This window comes from Dickeya lacustris (assembly GCF_029635795.1).
Lineage (GTDB): Bacteria > Pseudomonadota > Gammaproteobacteria > Enterobacterales > Enterobacteriaceae > Dickeya > Dickeya lacustris.
The window spans coordinates 3378219-3395223 of record NZ_CP114280.1 but is presented as its reverse complement, the minus strand read 5'-3'; the positions used below and the strand labels follow the sequence as shown (position 1 = coordinate 3395223).

The 17005-nt window shown below is 54.0% G+C and carries 14 protein-coding genes; 8 read left to right on the top strand and 6 right to left on the bottom strand.

The genetic code is table 11. The features are described 5' to 3' along the window. Positions 1-125: 125 nt before the first annotated feature. From O1Q98_RS15335 to O1Q98_RS15325, 3 genes are all read left to right on the top strand, one after another. On the top strand, positions 126-2066 hold the full coding sequence (locus O1Q98_RS15335) for a methyl-accepting chemotaxis protein (RefSeq protein ID WP_125260531.1): 1941 nt from the start codon (positions 126-128) through the stop codon (positions 2064-2066). A 255-nt stretch (positions 2067-2321) separates the two neighbouring features. After that, the gene (locus O1Q98_RS15330; protein ID WP_125260532.1) at positions 2322-2558 is read left to right on the top strand and encodes a YdgH/BhsA/McbA-like domain containing protein; all 237 of its coding nucleotides are present in this window, start codon (positions 2322-2324) and stop codon (positions 2556-2558) included. 27 nt (positions 2559-2585) lie between these two features. After that, complete coding sequence (locus O1Q98_RS15325) at positions 2586-2861, top strand: hypothetical protein (protein ID WP_125260533.1); 276 nt, start codon at positions 2586-2588, stop codon at positions 2859-2861. Positions 2862-2925: 64 nt separating this feature from the next. Here O1Q98_RS15325 and O1Q98_RS15320 read toward each other — a convergent pair whose 3' ends face one another. Beyond that, positions 2926-3063 carry a hypothetical protein gene (locus O1Q98_RS15320; RefSeq protein ID WP_164513030.1) on the bottom strand — a complete coding sequence of 46 codons (138 nt, stop codon included), beginning with the start codon at positions 3061-3063 and terminating at the stop codon, positions 2926-2928. A 131-nt stretch (positions 3064-3194) separates the two neighbouring features. Between O1Q98_RS15320 and O1Q98_RS15315 the strand changes: the two genes are divergently transcribed. Then, positions 3195-4757, top strand: a complete 1563-nt coding sequence (locus tag O1Q98_RS15315) for a methyl-accepting chemotaxis protein (protein ID WP_125260534.1) — start codon at positions 3195-3197, stop codon at positions 4755-4757. Positions 4758-4919: 162 nt separating this feature from the next. Here O1Q98_RS15315 and rlmB read toward each other — a convergent pair whose 3' ends face one another. The 4 genes from rlmB to O1Q98_RS15295 all read right to left on the bottom strand — a co-directional run bounded on the left by rlmB (position 4920) and on the right by O1Q98_RS15295 (position 9119). After that, complete coding sequence (gene rlmB, locus O1Q98_RS15310; protein WP_125260535.1) at positions 4920-5654, bottom strand: 23S rRNA (guanosine(2251)-2'-O)-methyltransferase RlmB; 735 nt, start codon at positions 5652-5654, stop codon at positions 4920-4922. Between the two features lie 273 nt (positions 5655-5927). Continuing rightward, positions 5928-8483 (bottom strand): ribonuclease R, encoded by a 2556-nt coding sequence (rnr, locus tag O1Q98_RS15305; protein WP_125260536.1) that lies wholly within the window; start codon positions 8481-8483, stop codon positions 5928-5930. 40 nt (positions 8484-8523) lie between these two features. Then, complete coding sequence (gene nsrR, locus O1Q98_RS15300) at positions 8524-8949, bottom strand: nitric oxide-sensing transcriptional repressor NsrR (RefSeq protein ID WP_125260537.1); 426 nt, start codon at positions 8947-8949, stop codon at positions 8524-8526. 14 nt (positions 8950-8963) lie between these two features. After that, positions 8964-9119 (bottom strand): hypothetical protein, encoded by a 156-nt coding sequence (locus tag O1Q98_RS15295; RefSeq protein WP_164513031.1) that lies wholly within the window; start codon positions 9117-9119, stop codon positions 8964-8966. Between the two features lie 201 nt (positions 9120-9320). Between O1Q98_RS15295 and O1Q98_RS15290 the strand changes: the two genes are divergently transcribed. From O1Q98_RS15290 to O1Q98_RS15280, 3 genes are all read left to right on the top strand, one after another. Continuing rightward, entirely contained in the window at positions 9321-10901 is a 1581-nt protein-coding gene (locus O1Q98_RS15290; RefSeq protein ID WP_125260538.1) for a methyl-accepting chemotaxis protein, read from the top strand. Between the two features lie 66 nt (positions 10902-10967). Further along, positions 10968-12233: a cytosine deaminase gene (gene codA, locus O1Q98_RS15285; protein WP_125260539.1), complete on the top strand. Its 1266-nt coding sequence runs from the start codon at positions 10968-10970 to the stop codon at positions 12231-12233. A 777-nt stretch (positions 12234-13010) separates the two neighbouring features. Beyond that, the gene (locus O1Q98_RS15280; protein ID WP_240632822.1) at positions 13011-15080 is read left to right on the top strand and encodes a sensor domain-containing protein; all 2070 of its coding nucleotides are present in this window, start codon (positions 13011-13013) and stop codon (positions 15078-15080) included. 157 nt (positions 15081-15237) lie between these two features. Here the strand turns inward: O1Q98_RS15280 and O1Q98_RS15275 are convergent, their stop codons facing one another. Beyond that, the gene (locus O1Q98_RS15275) at positions 15238-16260 is read right to left on the bottom strand and encodes a type IV pilus twitching motility protein PilT (protein WP_125260540.1); all 1023 of its coding nucleotides are present in this window, start codon (positions 16258-16260) and stop codon (positions 15238-15240) included. Between the two features lie 20 nt (positions 16261-16280). Here O1Q98_RS15275 and O1Q98_RS15270 point away from each other — a divergent pair, with 20 nt between their 5' ends. Beyond that, positions 16281-17000, top strand: coding sequence for a YggS family pyridoxal phosphate-dependent enzyme (locus tag O1Q98_RS15270; RefSeq protein ID WP_125260541.1), 720 nt, complete (start codon positions 16281-16283; stop codon positions 16998-17000). Positions 17001-17005 lie beyond the last annotated feature (5 nt).

Here is a 17005-nt window from a genome sequence, read left to right as displayed (position 1 = left end):
ATTACAAAAGTGGCAATTAATGTAAAATTTCGCGCTTTTTGGCCGTTAACGGCTTAACACAGAGTACGACTCACACACGACATACTCACACAATACATATTCACACCATACAAAAGAGAATCATCATGCAGCTTGCTTTTAGACGCTGGAGCCTGGGTGTTAAACTTTCAGTGATCGCTTCCCTGAGCGTGGCGGTGCTGTTTATCGCCTTCAGTCTCAGCCTGACCCGCTCTGCGGGGAATAAGCTGGAAGCGCTGACCCTGCATGACATGGAAAGTCAAGTCACCGGTATTACCGATATGGTGGCGATGTACGACACTAGCTTGCAGGCAAGCGTTGACAGCTATACCAATCTGTTTGCCAGCTTTTTACCCACACGCTTTACCGTTGATACCACGGCCCGCTTACCCCTTGGTGAAACCAGCGCGCCCACGTTGAGATCCGGTGAGACAGTGCTGAATATGAATACCGCCGTGACGGATGACTTTCTCAGCCGCACCGGTGCCATCTCCACTATTTTCGTGCGTGATGGTGACGATTTCGTGCGTATCACGACATCGTTAAAGAAAGAAGACGGCGCACGGGCGATTGGCACCAAACTCGACCGAACCAGCCCGGCATTTGCCGCAATAACCGAAAACAAGGTATTTAGCGGCCTGGCCGTGTTGTTCGGCAAACAGTACATCACCCAATACAAACCGGTAACGGGGAGCGGCGGCAACGTCATTGCCATTCTGTTTGTCGGTATCGATATCAGTAAAGAGTTTGCCCAAATGCAAAAGCGCATTCTGGAAAAACGACTGGGTGATAACGGCCATTTTATTGCTATCAGTAAAACCGGCGCGACGGCGGGTAACTATCTGGTTCACCCGACGCTGGCAGGAAAAAAACCCGACTGGTCGGCACCGGCACTGCAACAGGTGCTGAACAGTGACAGCGGCACACTGGAGTATGACGACAGTGCCCTGACGGGGGATGATCGCACGCAGGTATTGGTCTATCGCAGCGTGCCGCAATGGAAATGGGTGGTAGCCGGTACTATCAGCAAAGCCAGTCTACTGGCGGAGGTGAACACCATCCGCAACCTGTTTCTCGCCGGTGGCATCACATTGGTTGTGCTGTTCGCGCTGTTTTTCGTCTACCTGACCCGCCGCTGGTTAAGTCGCCCGCTGGACGAGGTTGTCAAAGTGGCGGAGCAATTTGCCGCTGGCAACCTGCAAGCCTCGTTAACCACGAAGAGTCAGGATGAAGTCGGTCGGTTAGTGGATGCTATCAATGGTATGGGGAATGGTCTGACGCAGTTGGTCGCACAGGTGCGCGATGCCTCCCAGGAGATAGCCGAGGGCACCGATGCACTGGCGCAAGACAGCGGCAATATCACTGAGCAGATTGCGCGTCAGGCCAGCAGCGTGGAGCAAACCTCTGCGACAATGGAGCAGTTGGCAGCGACCGTTAAACAGAATGCGGATAACGTCTCAAGTGCCAAACAACTGGCCTCACAAAGCGCCGATGCAGCCCAGCACGGCAGCAAAACCGTGTTGGACTCGGTAGCCACCATGAGCGATATCCAGCGCTCGTCGCAAAAAATCTCCGACATTACCACCACGATCGAATCAATCGCTTTCCAAACCAATATTCTGGCCCTCAATGCTGCGGTAGAAGCCTCCCGGGCGGGAGAAAATGGCCGGGGATTCGCCGTCGTCGCCGCAGAGGTACGCTCTCTGGCACAGCGGAGTTCCTCTGCGGTCAAAGAGATTGAAACGCTTATCGCCGAGTCGTTACGCCAGATTGAAGCCGGTTATCGCAGTTCAGAGAGAACCCGTCTGGCAATGGAGGACTTGCTTCATCGCATCGAGCAGGTCAGCACGATTGTTAATGACATCGATATCGCCTCGCGCGAACAATCTCTGGGTATCGATCAAGTCAATATTGCAATTAACCAGATAGGGCAGGCGATTCATCAAAACGCCTCGCTGGTGCAAAACTCGCAGGATACGGCGCAGGGGCTACGTGAAAAAGGCCACCACCTGAGCGATGTGGTCAGCGTGTTCCGTATCCACCCTTAGCGCTGTCGCTACCGTACGGCCTGTTGTTGTTTTTCAAACACAACAACAGGTTATACCCGGTTACACGCAGGGACTATCTCTCTTCTCATCAAGGCGTTACACTGCTTGCCTGTACAGAATCAGAGCCGGAGGCTGCCGTGCTGAAAGGGGTTTTAGCGCTCGCAAGTACCGCGATAATGATGTTATCCGTCGGATGTTCGCAGCAAGCCGGAGGCCCCACCGCCAGCGGGAAAGCAGGCGGTTGAAGTCTCAACGGTGCAAAGTGCCCTGCTGGAGAAGGTCGAGAGTGTGTCGGTGAATGTCTGCTGCACACTGGATGATGCGAGCGCCGAGATAGCTCGTCAGGCGACTGCACGGGGCTTACCTTATTACCGCATCGTCAGCCTGATGCAGGTTGAACGCCTGCGACGTGATAACTGGCGTGGCTACGCGATTTTTTATCGGCTATCCCCTGCTCATTCACCGCATCAGAGCGATATCAGTTCCCGATGATGTCAGTTCCCGATAAAGAGGATCAAGATGAAAAAACATTATGCCGCCATCGCACTGCTGGCGTTGGCAAGCGGCGTTAGCAGCACCGCTGGCGCATCGGACTATCCCTGCCGCAGTACCGAATGGAACCTGTGGATAGAGTCTATCGTCAACACCCGAGCGCAATACAGCAATATCGAGATTGGATCGCTGGTTTGGCAACAAGCGGTAGAAAGCCGTTTACCCGTGGCGGCCTGGCCATCGCGTAGCTCGATATTGTGGTGCGCGGCGGTAGAACAAAAAATCGCCAGTCTGACACACTAATACTCCTCCCTTCTCAGCACCGTATTGTGCGGTGCTGACGTCCTTGGCAAATAACGTATTCCTCTTACTGAACCGCATCTTTTGCAACGTTTTTTTTATATTGATATAAATATTGACGCATTTTAGCCGATAAAATTCCGATGTTTGGCGCATGCCATACGCCTTCCGAGCTTCTGTTACGTGGCAGATGGCCTGCTGCCATCGCGTGAACCCCTGCCCCGGAAAGAGGCCCGTTAGCACCATGGAGCGGCCCTGCCAGCACAATATCGCCAGCGGGATACCGTAATAACAAGAAACTGGGACAACAACAGAAACGAAAAAGGAAGCCGATTTATGCTACAGCAATTCTCACTTAAGAACCTGCCAGTTACGCGTAAACTGTTGCTGGGATTTGGTTTATTACTACTGATTGGCATCATGCTGTCTTTAGTGGGCTTTGATGGTTTACACAACAGCGAACAATCGTTAAAACGCATCAGCCGTCTTGGTGCGCTATACGACAAAACCGTTGTCGCACGAGAAGGCAATTTCAGCTACGCGCTTGAGCGTAAGGCGCAATATCTGGAACAGCATGATACAGCCATCAACACCATTGGGCAGGAATTAAACAGCCTGCTGGAAGAGATCCGCGCAGGAAACTGGCCGCAGGAAGATGAAAACGCCATCACGCAAGTTCGCACCGTTCTGGGTGATTACAATCGCCAACGCCAGCAAGTGATGAAAAACGATGTCAGCCAGCAGGAATTGAGCGCGCTGAACACGCAAATGGCGACACTGCAAGACAGCATCAACCAGCTCTATTTCACCGAAGAGAGCCGCGCGGCTAAAAACGTCACGCAGGGCGATATTCGGCTCGCCATTATTACCCTTGTTGCCATCATCATCGGCATCACGGCCGCTATCGTCATCTCCCGGCAGATTGTTCGCCCATTGCAGCAGGCACTCCAGGCTACCCGCGCGATTTCTGAAGGCGACCTGACCGTGCGCTTAAGCAGTGAACGCAGTGACGAGCTGGGCCAGTTAATCTGCGCCATGGCCAAGATGAACGACAATCTGCACGGCATGATAGATAACATCCGCCTCAGCGCAGACCAGATTTTCCACGCTGCGGGCGAAATCGTCGCCGGGAATACCGATTTATCCGCACGCACGGAGGAGCAGGCCGCCGCCATTGAACAGACCGCCGCCAGCATGGAGCAGTTAACCTCAACGGTGAAACAGAATACCGAAAATGCCCACCATGCCAACTCACTGGTCATGAGCGCATCGTCTACGGCACGTCAGGGCGGAGAACAAGTCAGCAGCGCGGTACAAACCATGGGAGACATCGCTCAAGGCTCTCGCCGTATCGCAGAAATCACGTCCGTTATCAACAGCATCGCCTTCCAGACAAACATCCTGGCGCTCAACGCCGCCGTTGAAGCGGCACGGGCTGGCGAGCAAGGCCGAGGGTTTGCCGTGGTTGCCGGGGAAGTACGCAACCTCGCCCAGCGCAGCGCCCAAGCCGCCACCGAAATTGAAAACCTGATTGCTACGTCCGTATCGCAAATTAATAACGGCGCATCGCTGGTCGAAAATGCGGGCAAAACCATGTCTGACATCGTTCTGTCGGTAACTCAGGTGCATGATATTATGGGTGAAATTGCTGTCGCTTCCGATGAACAGCATCGTGGGATTTCGCAGGTAGGCTCCGCGATTGTCGAAATGGATCAAAGTACGCAGCAAAATGCGGTACTGGTCGAACAATCCTCTGCCGCAGCCGCATCACTGGAACAGCAGGCAGAACGTCTCTCCCATGCGGTTTCGGCATTTCGCCTTACAACAAATACCCATCGTCATGCCAGCAATGGGTCGGCTCCCGCTACACTGCCGCGCCTTAGCATGCAAAATGCCTAACCGACTCTCTTAAAAAAAACAGCTTGCTTAAAAAACAGCCTGTTCAAAAAGATAGCCTAAGTAAAAAAGCCTGAGTAAAAAAATAGCCTGAGCCCGAATGGGCGCAGGCTATCACATTCACATTGTCACGTTTCACATTGTCACGTTGGCCTCAACGTCACATTAGCCTAAACGCTGACGCACCGCTTCAAACAGGCACACGCCGGTTGCCACCGAGACATTCAACGATGACACGCTACCTGCCATCGGAATACTGATGAGCTCATCGCAATGCTCGCGGGTCAACCGCCGCATCCCCTCGCCTTCTGCGCCCATCACCAGCGCCAGCGGGCCGGTCAGTTTACTTTGGAACACGGAATGATCGGCTTCTCCGGCGGTTCCCACCACCCAGATCTGCTGTTCTTGTAAAAAACGGAGTGTGCGCGCCAGATTCGTCACCCGGATCAGCGGCACGGTTTCCGCTGCGCCACACGCCACTTTTTTCGCCGTCGCATTGAGCTGCGCTGAACGATCGCGCGGCACAATCACCGCATGCACACCGGCGGCATCCGCACTGCGCAGGCAAGCGCCAAGATTGTGCGGATCGGTGACACCATCAAGCACCAATAAAAACGGAGCATTCTGCCCGGCCAGCAGCCCCGGTAAATCGTTCTCCTGATACTGCCGCCCCTCTCTGACGCGCGCGACAATCCCCTGATGCACCGCCCCTTCCACCTTCTCATCTAACCATTGGCGATTGGCTACCTGTACGGCAATACCGTTCGCCTCCAGTTCGGCAATCAACGGCATCAGGCGGCGATCTTCGCGCCCTTTTAGGGTAAATACATCCAAAAAACGTTGTGGATCGCGCTCCAGCAGGGCTTTCACCGCATGGATGCCATAAATAATTTCACTCATGAGGACTCTTCAAACAGGTTAACAGGGCAGAAAACAGCCTTTGCCACAGTGCGTTCGGCCATAAAAATGTATTCGGTTATACGAATGCACTCGATTACACCATCTCGGTTACACCACTGACTCGATTACACCATAGACTCGGTTAGTCAAAAGCATCTAATGCGATGATAGTTAAAACAAGAATTGCATCATTATTCACGTTCAGTCATGAAAACGGCATGGCGCACTCAGTACACCATGCCGATCTTATCCGGGCTATGCCCTCACCTGCCGTTACGATTGCGCAGGCTTGGCTTTTTTACTGGCGCGCTTTGCCCGCGTAGCTTCAGCGATTTTACGCGTTTTCTCTGCGTTCTTTTTCGCCTTTGCCGACTTCTTCACGCCGGTTTTTGCTTTATTGGTTTGCACTTTATCAGCTGGTGCTTTATCGGTTTGAACTTTATTGATTTGTGCTTTATCGGCTGGCGCTTTATCGCTTTTCCCTTTACCGCTGGACTTCGGCTTGCGCTTTTTGTCCCCCTCGGTGCGAAAGGCGCTGTCCGGCTCGAAATTCGTACGCTGACCGCTACGACGGCGACGCGGCACTTTCACGTCACCCGCCACATTTTTCTTCGCCCGGTCGCGCGCCGTTTTTCCTTCGCCTCGCACCTTACGGGTCGATGACACCAGCGCGAAATCAATTTTACGCTCATCCATGTGTACCGCTTCAACGCGAATGCGCACTTCATCACCGAGGCGATACGTCTGCCCACGGGATTCGCCAATCAGCCGCTGGCCGACATTGTCATACCGGTAGTAGTCGTTATCCAGCGTCGAGACGTGCACCAAACCATCAATGAACAGATCGCTCAGGCGGACAAAAAAACCAAAGCCGGTCACACTGGCGATAATGCCGGTAAACTCTTCGCCGACGTGATCTTGCATAAAATCGCACTTCAGCCAGTCAGCCACATCGCGGGTGGCTTCATCAGCGCGGCGCTCGGTCATTGAGCAGTGCTGGCCCAACTGCAACATCTCATTAAAATCGCAATGCCAGCCGCCGGTTGACGTCCAGCGCGCTTTACGATCGCTCAAGACATATTTGATGGCGCGATGCAGCGACAAATCCGGGTAGCGGCGAATCGGTGACGTAAAGTGCCCATACGAGGTCAGCGCCAGGCCGAAATGCCCACGGTTTTCCGGGTCATAAATCGCCTGTTTCATTGAGCGCAGTAACATGGTTTGCAGCATCTCGCGATCTGGCCTGTCAGCCACTGCCACCATCAGCTCGGCGTAATCTTTCGGCTGCGGCTTCATGCCGCCGCCAAGCGTCAGCCCCAGTTCGCCCAACACGCTGCGCAATGCCAATACGTGGTCTTCGCTGGGTTGATCGTGTACGCGAAACAGCGCCGGTTCTTCGCTCTTCTCGACGAATTTCGCCGCCGAGATGTTCGCCAGAATCATGCACTCTTCAATCAGTTTATGCGCATCATTGCGCACCACTGCTTCCACCCGCTCGATACGGCGCTCGGCATTAAAAATAAACTTGGCTTCTTCTGTCTCAAAGGCAATGCCGCCACGCTCTTCGCGCGCTTTCTCCAGCACCTTGTACATACGGTGCAGCTCTTCGAGCGGTGCCACCAGCGAGGCGTAATGCTCACGCAATTCGCCATCGCCTTGCAAAATGCTCCACACTTTGGTGTAGGTCAGGCGGGCATGCGAGCTCATCACCGCTTCATAGAATTTATAACCCGACAGTTTCCCCTGCGCCGACACCGTCATTTCACAGACCATGCACAGCCGGTCAACCTGTGGATTGAGCGAGCACAGGCCGTTGGAGAGCACTTCCGGCAGCATCGGTACGACCTGTGACGGAAAATACACTGAAGTACCGCGCGCGCGCGCTTCATGATCCAGCGGCGTGCCGGGGCGCACATAATAACTGACGTCGGCAATTGCCACCCACAAACGCCAGCCGCCGCCGCGTTTCTTCTCGCAGAAGACGGCATCATCAAAGTCACGCGCATCCTCGCCGTCAATCGTCACCAGCGGTAATGCACGCAAATCCACACGCCCGGCCTTGGCACTTTCCGGCACCTGCTCGGTGAGCGAACTGACCTGCTCTTCGACTTTTGGCGGCCAGCTATGGGGAATTTCATGGGTGCGCAGCGCAATATCCACCGCAAGCCCGGTGCCCATGTTATCGCCCAGAATTTCAACAATTTTCCCGATAGCTTTAGTGCGACGCGTGCCGCGCTGGGTCAGTTCTACCACCACCACCGAGCCCATTCGCGCCCCGGCGATACATTCAGGCGGAATCAGGATATCAAAGCTCAGGCGGCTGTCGTCAGGCACGACAAAACCGGTGCCCGCTTCGGTAAAATAACGCCCGACAATCTGGCTGGTGCGCGGTTCTAAAATCCGCACGATACGCCCTTCGCGACGCCCCTTGCGGTCTTCACCCAGCGGCTGGGCCAGCACCACATCACCGTGAATGACGGTCTTCATCTGCTCGGCGCTGAGGTAAAGATCGTCCTTGCGCCCTTCTACGCGTAAAAAACCATAACCGTCGCGGTGGCCTAATACCGTGCCGCGCAGTAAATCCAGTTTTTCCGGCAAGGCATAACATTGACGGCGGGTAAACACTAACTGTCCATCGCGCTCCATTGCTCGTAGCCGACGGCGTAATCCTTCCAGTTGTTCTTCTCCGGTCAGTTCCAGAGAGGCGGCCAGTTCCTCGCGGCTGATGGGGGTATCCCGTTTGGCAAGATGCGCCAAAATGTATTCACGGCTGGGAATGGGGAATTCGTATTTTTCTGCTTCGCGTTCCAGAAACGGATCTTGTGACATTGGGGTTCCTCCGTTGTCATCAGCCAGCGGCTGAACAGGCTTATTCAACCAGAAGTAATTTATAGAGCGGCGGGTTTTCATTCACCATGTCGGCAAGCGTATATTTATCAAGCTCCTGCAAAAAATTCTGCACGGCTTGTTGCAATACCTGCTTAAGACGGCAGGCTGGCGTGATATGGCAAAATCCCTTGCTACAGTTAACCAGCGACAACGGCTCCAGCTCACGCACCACATCCCCGATGCGAATCGTCGCCGGGTCGCGCCCTAAACGAATACCGCCGTTTTTGCCGCGTACCGCCATCACCAACCCAGCACGACTGAGCTGATTAATAATTTTCACCATATGATTGCGTGAAACGCCATACACCTCGGTGACTTCTGAGATGCTGGTCATCCGGCCATCCGGCAACGAGGCCATATAAATCAGCGCCCGCAAACCATAATCCGTAAAACTTGTTAACTGCACAGAAACCTCTGGGTCTATTGCCGGGCGATTACCAGGCGATTGAATTGGCCCTGAAAAACACCGCCAGAAACCGGGGAACAGGCCTCCAGCGCTGGCTGGCGCACGTTATGTTCATTTTTTATCAGCAGATGATAAACCAGTGGCAGACGAGGGGCGAATTTATTTAGCACCAGACAATCCTCCCTAAAGCAGAATTTCCGCTAATCTTTATATTTTCAGAGATAAAAGATAAGAGAATCATGCTTTCACAGTGGTTGTTTCATCTGTTATGTTCTGAACAAAAATACCCTGCAACACCCTCTTAACGGACGGTAAATCTGCTGCGGGTTTACCAGTGATTTTTTGCTCTGCACACACTAGGAAATGGAACCATGCGTTTGAAAAATCTCTCCATCCGTACCGGTTTGTTGACACTGCTGTCTGTCATCACACTGCTATTGCTGCTCGTCAGTGGTATGGGGATTCAGGCCATTAACAAGAGCCGGACATCGCTCACCGCCTTAAATCAAATTCAGGGCGAGCAATTGGGCGCACTGATGAACGGCTATAACCTGACGCTCCGCGCCAGGGCATCCGCGACGTTGGCCGTGCGTAAAATAGAAATCGGTTTGCTGGATGTCGGAGCAAAAGAAACAGAAAAATTAGACGGTTATGTACAACAGTCTGAAAAAGAGATACGCCTGTTCAACGCCATACCAACCAGCAGCGAACAAGAGCGGCAGCTCGCCCAGCAGGTACAAAAGAGCTATCAGGATTACCTGAATCAAGGGCTGAAGCCGATGCTGGACTCACTGAAAAAACAGTATACCGACGAATACTACACGCTACTGGAAAATAACCTTACCCCACTGAGCGATGCATTTGATAAGTCCATTCAAAGCTTTCGTCTCTACTCTCAGCAGCTCTCCGAGCAGCATATCCAGCAAGCCAACCTTAACGAACGGCTGATGCTGTTACTGATAGGCGTCGCGTGCCTGATGTCATTACTGCTGGTGGTACTCGGCTGGCTGGCACTGCGCCACATGCTGCTTAAACCGCTCGATAGCGCCATTGAACAACTTGAACACGTGGCCTCCGGTGATTTGACCCACCGCATTACACAAGGCGGCAGTAACGAACTGGGACGCCTGAGCGACGCCATTGAACGCATGCAACTGGCGCTGCTCGACTCGGTAAGCCAGGTGCGTGATGCCAGTCAGCAAATCGACCAGGGCAGCCGCGAGTTATTTAGCGGCAACCGCCATTTAGCCGAACGTACCGAAGAGTCGGTTGCCGCGCTGGAGCAAACGGCTGCCAGCCTGGAAGAGCTCAGTGCCACGGTAAAACGCAACGCTGACAACGCCGAGCTCGCCCATCAGTTGACCCATCAGGTATCCACCACCACCGACCGGGGCAATGAATCCGTCAATTATGTGGTGGAAAAAATGCGTGAGATAGCCAATAGCGCCAAACGCATCAGCGACATTCTCGGAGTGATAGACGGCATCGCGTTTCAGACCAATATTTTGGCGCTGAATGCCGCCGTCGAAGCCGCCCGTGCTGGCGAACAGGGTAAGGGGTTTGCGGTGGTTGCCGGTGAAGTGCGTAATCTGGCCCAGCACAGCGGCCAGGCCGCGAAAGAGATTCGGGCGCTTATCATGGATTCGCAGTCCCACGTTAGCGAAGGGCTGAATCTGGCGGCAAAAGCCGGGGAAACCATGGATGACGTCGCCGACGAAATCACCCGCATCACCACGCTGATGAAAGAGATCTCCTTCGCCTCACAAGAGCAACACAAGGGGATTGAGCAGGTACACATCGCCTTTAGCCAAATTGATAAAGTCGCCCAGCAAAATGCCACGTTGGTTAAAGCTTCAGCCGACACCACCCAGTCGCTGGAAGAGCAATCGCGCCAGTTGGTACAGGCGATGGCGATGTTTCGCATTGAGCGTCACGGCGGCCTGCTACAGTAACGCGGAGCTACTCGCGGCGAGAGGCGACAACGACAGCGCGGTGATACCCACGGGAGGGGTGAATAAATGAAGATTATTAATGCGGTGTTACGCCACCAAACCGGCTTGTATACCCTGCAATGCCAGCAGGGGCGCATTACCGCTATCACTGCGCAGCCGGACACGTTAGCCGCCACCCCGGAGAGTATTGATGCCGGTGGGCAGTTGGTTATTGCGCCGCTTGTCGAGCCGCACATTCATCTTGATGCGGTGCTCACCGCAGGCGAGCCGGAATGGAACATGAGCGGCACGCTGTTTGAAGGCATTGAGCGCTGGAGCCAGCGTAAAGCGACCATCACCCATGAGGACACCAAACGCCGTGCGCATACAGCTATCGCTATGTTGCGCGATCACGGTATTCAGCATGTACGCACCCACGTTGATGTCACCGACCCCACGCTGGCGGCGCTGGAAGCGATGCTGGAAGTCAAAGCGGAAGCCCGCGATGTTATCGACCTGCAAATCGTCGCGTTTCCTCAGGAAGGGATTGATTCCTACCCCGATGGCCGGGCGCTGATGGCGCGCGCCATCGCACTCGGTGCTGATGTGGTCGGCGGTATTCCGCACTTTGAGAATACCCGTGAGCAGGGCGTCAGCTCGATAAAGTTTTTGATGGATTTAGCCGAACGACACGGTTGCCTGGTCGATGTTCATTGCGATGAAACCGACGATCCGCACTCACGCTTTCTGGAAGTTCTGGCAGAAGAAGCACGGGTCAGGAATATGGGCGAGCGAGTCACCGCCAGCCATACGGTCGCCATGGGGTCTTACGACAACGCTTATTGCTCAAAACTGTTCCGCTTGCTGCGCCGCTCGGGTCTTCACTTCATCTCCTGCCCGACAGAAAGCATCCACCTGCAAGGCCGTTTTGATAGTTTTCCCAAACGCCGTGGCGTGACGCGGGTGGCGGAATTAGACCGCGCGGGCATTAACGTCTGTTTTGGTCAGGACTCCATACAAGACCCGTGGTATCCGCTCGGTAACGGCAACATTCTGCGCGTGCTGGATGCCGGGCTGCACATCTGCCATATGATGGGTTACAAAGACCTGCAACGCAGTCTGGATTTTGTCACCGACAATAGCGCCAGAGCATTAAACCTTGGCGAGCGTTACGGCATCGCGGTGGGGCGACCGGCCAATCTGGTGATTCTGGATGCGCCCAATGACTACGAAGCGGTGCGGCGTCAGGCAAAGGCGCGCCTCTCGATACGCCATGGTCGCATTATCATGCAGCGGGAACCTGAGCGTCTGAGCTATCAGGCCGCCACCCTCAGTACAGCGCCTTTATCTTAACCACGGCCAGCGCGCGGCCTATCTCAACGCCGGTAGCAGGTGATGCTGACCTCACCTGCCGTTAATCATTCAATACGGCTTATCGTTCTATCTGTTTTATCGTTCTATCTGTTTTATCGTTCAATCTGCTTTATCGTACTATCCACTTTATCGTGCAATCCGTGCATACACGAATCCGTTGATAACGCTATCGATGCATAACGCTATCGATGAATAACCCGAACAGTGAATCACCCTATCGGTAAATAGTCTGGTCGGCCAATAGCGTTATCGGTGGCCCGAACATTAACACTTTCGTGCAGAATTATTCCTGCCTTGTTATTCACTGCCGTCACCAACCCGTACTCTCTTACCGAATATTTTTTCTTTCTTTGGTATTTTTTTACCGAATTCAATACTGATATCTCAGAAGTTCCCGTTTGTGGTCGATAATTTCTTCACAGGACATTTTCGCAAATCTGCGTGACGAGAGAAAACGAGAGAATAGGTGGGCAACATCCGCATTCAACCGCTTGCCAGTGGCCTGTCCATACCCGGTTGATGCACAGAGAAACATTCACTTTAAAAACAATAAATCAAAAAATTAAAAACAAGACGCACAGTACAAACCAGAACAGCATGCCAGTTGTCGGCGGATAACCAATTACGGTGATGACGATTATCTCGTCATAAAAAAACAACACGGCCATAACAAATAACGCTGTTATCGCGAATAAACGGGTTGTTACGCCTATCCCTGTCTGGTTTGTCATAAATACAGCATAAATAATGAGGTGAATGATGACAGGTTCTACATGGAATTCGGAAAGTCTGTTTCAGGCTATTCTAGACCGTTGTCCGGTAGGCATTGCCGTTATCAGTTATGACGGAAACTATGTCACCGTCAACCCCGCCTATAGCGCTATCTATGGCTACACCCAGGAAGAAATGATTAACCATCGCTTTACGATGGTGTTCCCCGAGTCCGCCCATGCATCCGTACTGGCCCGCCACCAGAACTTTTTGGATAATGGCGGCAGCTTAGGTGGAGAATGGACGGTGATGCGTCGCGATGGCACCGTCCTGACCGTGTGGTCTGAATCGGTTCCTTTTGCACAGCAAGGTTATCGTGCCGACAGGCTGGTATACGTGCTTGATATTACCGAGCGACAAAAAGCCCGTGAACAAATGAAGATAGCCGCTACGGTTTATGAAAGCAGTCAGGAAGCGATTATCGTCACCGATGTCAGCAATCGAATTATTGCCATCAACCCGGCATTCACCCTCCTGACCGGCTATAGCGCCACCGACATCGTCGGCCAGCAGGCCAACATGTTTCGTTCACCACGACACGATCCCGCGTTCTATGATGCGATGTGGCAAGCCATACACGCAAAAGGGCTGTGGATGGGTGAAATGTGGGATCGCAAGAAAGATGGCAGCGATTTTCTCAAAGAGATGACCATCAATGTGGTGAAGGACAGTGCAGGTAATCCTCTGAACTATGTGGGAATGTTTTCCGACATTACCCAGCGCAAAAAACAAGAAGAACTCATCTGGCGACAAGCCAATTATGATGCGGTGACAACGCTGCCAAACCGCCATATGTTCCAGGACAAGCTCGAACGGGCCGTTGCGCGCGCCAGACAACATGGCCAGCCGATGGTACTGATGCTCATCGATCTCGACCATTTCAAATCGGTTAACGACAGCCTGGGGCATCGCGCGGGGGATGCGCTGTTGTTTGCCGTGTCCAGGCGGATTACCGAGTGCGTGCAAGGTGCCGATACCATCGCCCGGCTGGGCGGGGATGAATTTGCCATTATCTTGTCTGATCTTATCCGCAGTGATGACAGTGAACGTATCGCCAGAGCGCTACTAAAAGAGCTGGCGCAGCCTTTCGATATTGATGGCGAGAGCATGCTGGTGTCCGCCAGTATCGGCATCGCCTTATTCCCGAATGACAGCAATACACTCGAAGATCTGTTCAAAAATGCCGATCAGGCGATGTATGCCGCCAAAAACGCCGGGCGCAACTGCTTTCATTACTATACGCCTGCGCTGCATCAGGCCGCGCGAGCGCGCTTGCGTATGACGAACGATTTGCGCAACGCCATCGCCCATGAGCAATTCGAGGTTTACTACCAGCCTATCATCGAGCTTGCGACTAACCGTATCGTCAAAGCCGAGGCGTTAGTGCGCTGGCACCACCCGACTCGCGGCATGGTAAGCCCGGCAGAGTTTATTCCGCTGGCAGAAGACACCGGGCTTATCGTGCCTCTTGGCGACTGGATAGCACAGCAGGCTATCACCCAACTGGCCCAGTGGCGCAAACGGTTTGACGCCCAGTTCCAAATCGCCATCAACCAATCGCCGATTCAACTACGCAGCAAAGATTTTGCTGACATGAACTGGATTCAAGAGCTGGCCTGCCAGGGGCTGGAAGGCAATGCGGTTATCATCGAGATTACCGAAGGGCTACTGCTGAATGCGGAATCCCGGGTAAACCACAATTTGCACCTCTTTCGTGATGCAGGCATCCAGATTGCCATTGATGACTTCGGCACTGGCTATTCATCACTCGCGTATCTGAGGAAATTTGATATCGACTGTCTGAAAATCGACCGCTCTTTTGTTGAAGACCTTGAAGGCGTCGGTTTTGAACTGTGCGTAGCGATTGTCGCCATGGCACACAGCCTCGGCCTCAAAGTCGTGGCCGAAGGCGTGGAAACCCAGCAGCAGTGCGACACCCTGACCCGCATCGGCTGCGACTATGCGCAGGGCTTCCTGTTTTCGCGTCCGGTTCCTGCACTGGAGCTCACCGCGATGCTACAAGCTCTTGATGACACCGCGCTGATAAAACCCTAGCGCCTGGCGGTGGTTACACCGCATCAGGCATCAGCGCTTATCACACGGCTCAATTCCCGCGATTAATAACGTGATTAATAACGCAATGCTATGTGTAAACCAGATACGGCGAATGCGATCAACGAATACGATCAACGAATACGATCAATGAATGCTGTCATAGCAACAGGTCTTCGGCGTCGGCGTCCGGCACCAGCCCTGCCCGACGCCGCTGTTGATAGCTTTGCTCGAAGGTCTGCATGCCAAACTGTCCGCCGGTTTGCAAAACCCCGGCGAGCTGATGGGTTTTTCCCTCACGAATCAAATGGCTGACGGCCGGTGTGGCGATCAGCACTTCAAATAACGCCACCCGACCCCCCTCGCAAGCAGGCCGCAGTTTTTGCGTCACGACAGCATTCAGGCTGGAGGCTAATTGGGTGCGAATAAACGCCTTATCTTCCGCCGGGAAAACATCGACTAACCGCTCTATCGCCTGTACCGCCCGTCGGGTATGTAGCGTTGCCAGCACCAGATGGCCGGTTTCCGCCGCCGTTAACGCAAGGCTTATCGTCTCTCTGTCACGCAATTCCCCCAGCAGCAGGACATCCGGGTCTTCACGCAGCGCAGCGCGCAACGCACTGGCAAAACTTTCGCTATGCAGGCCGATTTCTCGCTGCTGGATAAGGCAGCGCTGGCTCGGGTGTAAAAACTCGATAGGATCTTCTAAGGTGATGATATGACGGGCATCGCGCTGATTCAGTGCCGAAACCATTGCGGCAAGGGTGGTTGACTTACCGCTGCCGGTCGCCCCGGTGACTAATATCAGCCCCTCGCGCCGGGTCAGCAATTGCGCCAATACCGGCGGTGCGCCCAGCGTCTGTAACTCAGGCGGTTGCGATGGAATCAACCGCAAAGCCATCGATACGCCAAAGCGCTGCATAAACAGATTCGCGCGCAGCCGCTGCCCGTCAGGTAAGGTCAGCGCACAGTCTGTTTGACCAGATTGTTGCAGCTGTTGCGCGCAGTCGGGTTGCAGCCAATGGCGATACCACTGCTCAAGCTCGGCATGGTGTAATACCGGCGCGCGGGAATCAGCGACTAACACCCCATCGATACGACATACCGGAGGATGGCCGCTGCACAGGTGCAGATCGGAAGCATTCTGTTTTACACTAGACTTCACCCATTCACTCACATCCATGACTGGCCTCCTGAATCACCATGACGACAACAACCGTGCAGCAAAATCTACAGGACGTGCGACAAAGAATCCTGAATGCAGCAGCGCAATGCGGGCGCGCGCCAGAAGAGATTACTCTGCTTGCCGTCAGCAAAACGAAACCTGTGATAGCCCTCGAAGAAGCGATCGCCGCCGGGCAACGTGCCTTCGGCGAGAATTACGTACAGGAAGGGTGCGAAAAGGTACGCTATTTTCAAACCCACCACCCGGAACTGGCGCTGGAATGGCACTTCATTGGGCCGTTGCAGTCGAATAAAAGTCGGCCGGTCGCCGAGCACTTCGACTGGTGCCACACCATTGACAGAGTGCGTATCGCCCAGCGCCTGAGTGAGCAGCGTCCGGCGCATTTGCCGCCGCTTAATGTGTTACTCCAGGTCAATATCAGCGAAGAAGCGAGCAAATCCGGCGTGCTGGCCCCTGACGTGCCCGCGCTGGCAGCGGCGGTCGCCTCGTTGCCGAATCTGCGATTACGCGGGTTGATGGCAATTCCTGCGCCGCAAACAGACCCCGCCGGCCAACTGGCGGTATTTCGCCAAATGACCGAACTTTTTCTGCAACTGAGCGCGGATTATGGCACTTTGGATACCTTGTCCATGGGGATGACCGATGACATGGCTGCCGCTATTGCGGCGGGCAGCACGCTGGTACGCATCGGTACGGCCATTTTTGGTGCGCGTGATTACGGCACTACGGCCTCTTAACACCA

Coding starts and splice junctions, on each gene's coding strand:
- O1Q98_RS15335 (WP_125260531.1), top strand. CDS start 126: ATGCAGCTTGCTTTTAGACGCTGGAGCCTGGGTGTTAAACTTTCAGTG.
- O1Q98_RS15325 (WP_125260533.1), top strand. CDS start 2,586: ATGAAAAAACATTATGCCGCCATCGCACTGCTGGCGTTGGCAAGCGGC.
- O1Q98_RS15320 (WP_164513030.1), bottom strand. CDS start 3,063: ATGGCAGCAGGCCATCTGCCACGTAACAGAAGCTCGGAAGGCGTATGG.
- O1Q98_RS15315 (WP_125260534.1), top strand. CDS start 3,195: ATGCTACAGCAATTCTCACTTAAGAACCTGCCAGTTACGCGTAAACTG.
- rlmB (WP_125260535.1), bottom strand. CDS start 5,654: ATGAGTGAAATTATTTATGGCATCCATGCGGTGAAAGCCCTGCTGGAG.
- rnr (WP_125260536.1), bottom strand. CDS start 8,483: ATGTCACAAGATCCGTTTCTGGAACGCGAAGCAGAAAAATACGAATTC.
- O1Q98_RS15290 (WP_125260538.1), top strand. CDS start 9,321: ATGCGTTTGAAAAATCTCTCCATCCGTACCGGTTTGTTGACACTGCTG.
- codA (WP_125260539.1), top strand. CDS start 10,968: ATGAAGATTATTAATGCGGTGTTACGCCACCAAACCGGCTTGTATACC.
- O1Q98_RS15280 (WP_240632822.1), top strand. CDS start 13,011: ATGATGACAGGTTCTACATGGAATTCGGAAAGTCTGTTTCAGGCTATT.
- O1Q98_RS15275 (WP_125260540.1), bottom strand. CDS start 16,260: ATGGATGTGAGTGAATGGGTGAAGTCTAGTGTAAAACAGAATGCTTCC.
- O1Q98_RS15270 (WP_125260541.1), top strand. CDS start 16,281: ATGACGACAACAACCGTGCAGCAAAATCTACAGGACGTGCGACAAAGA.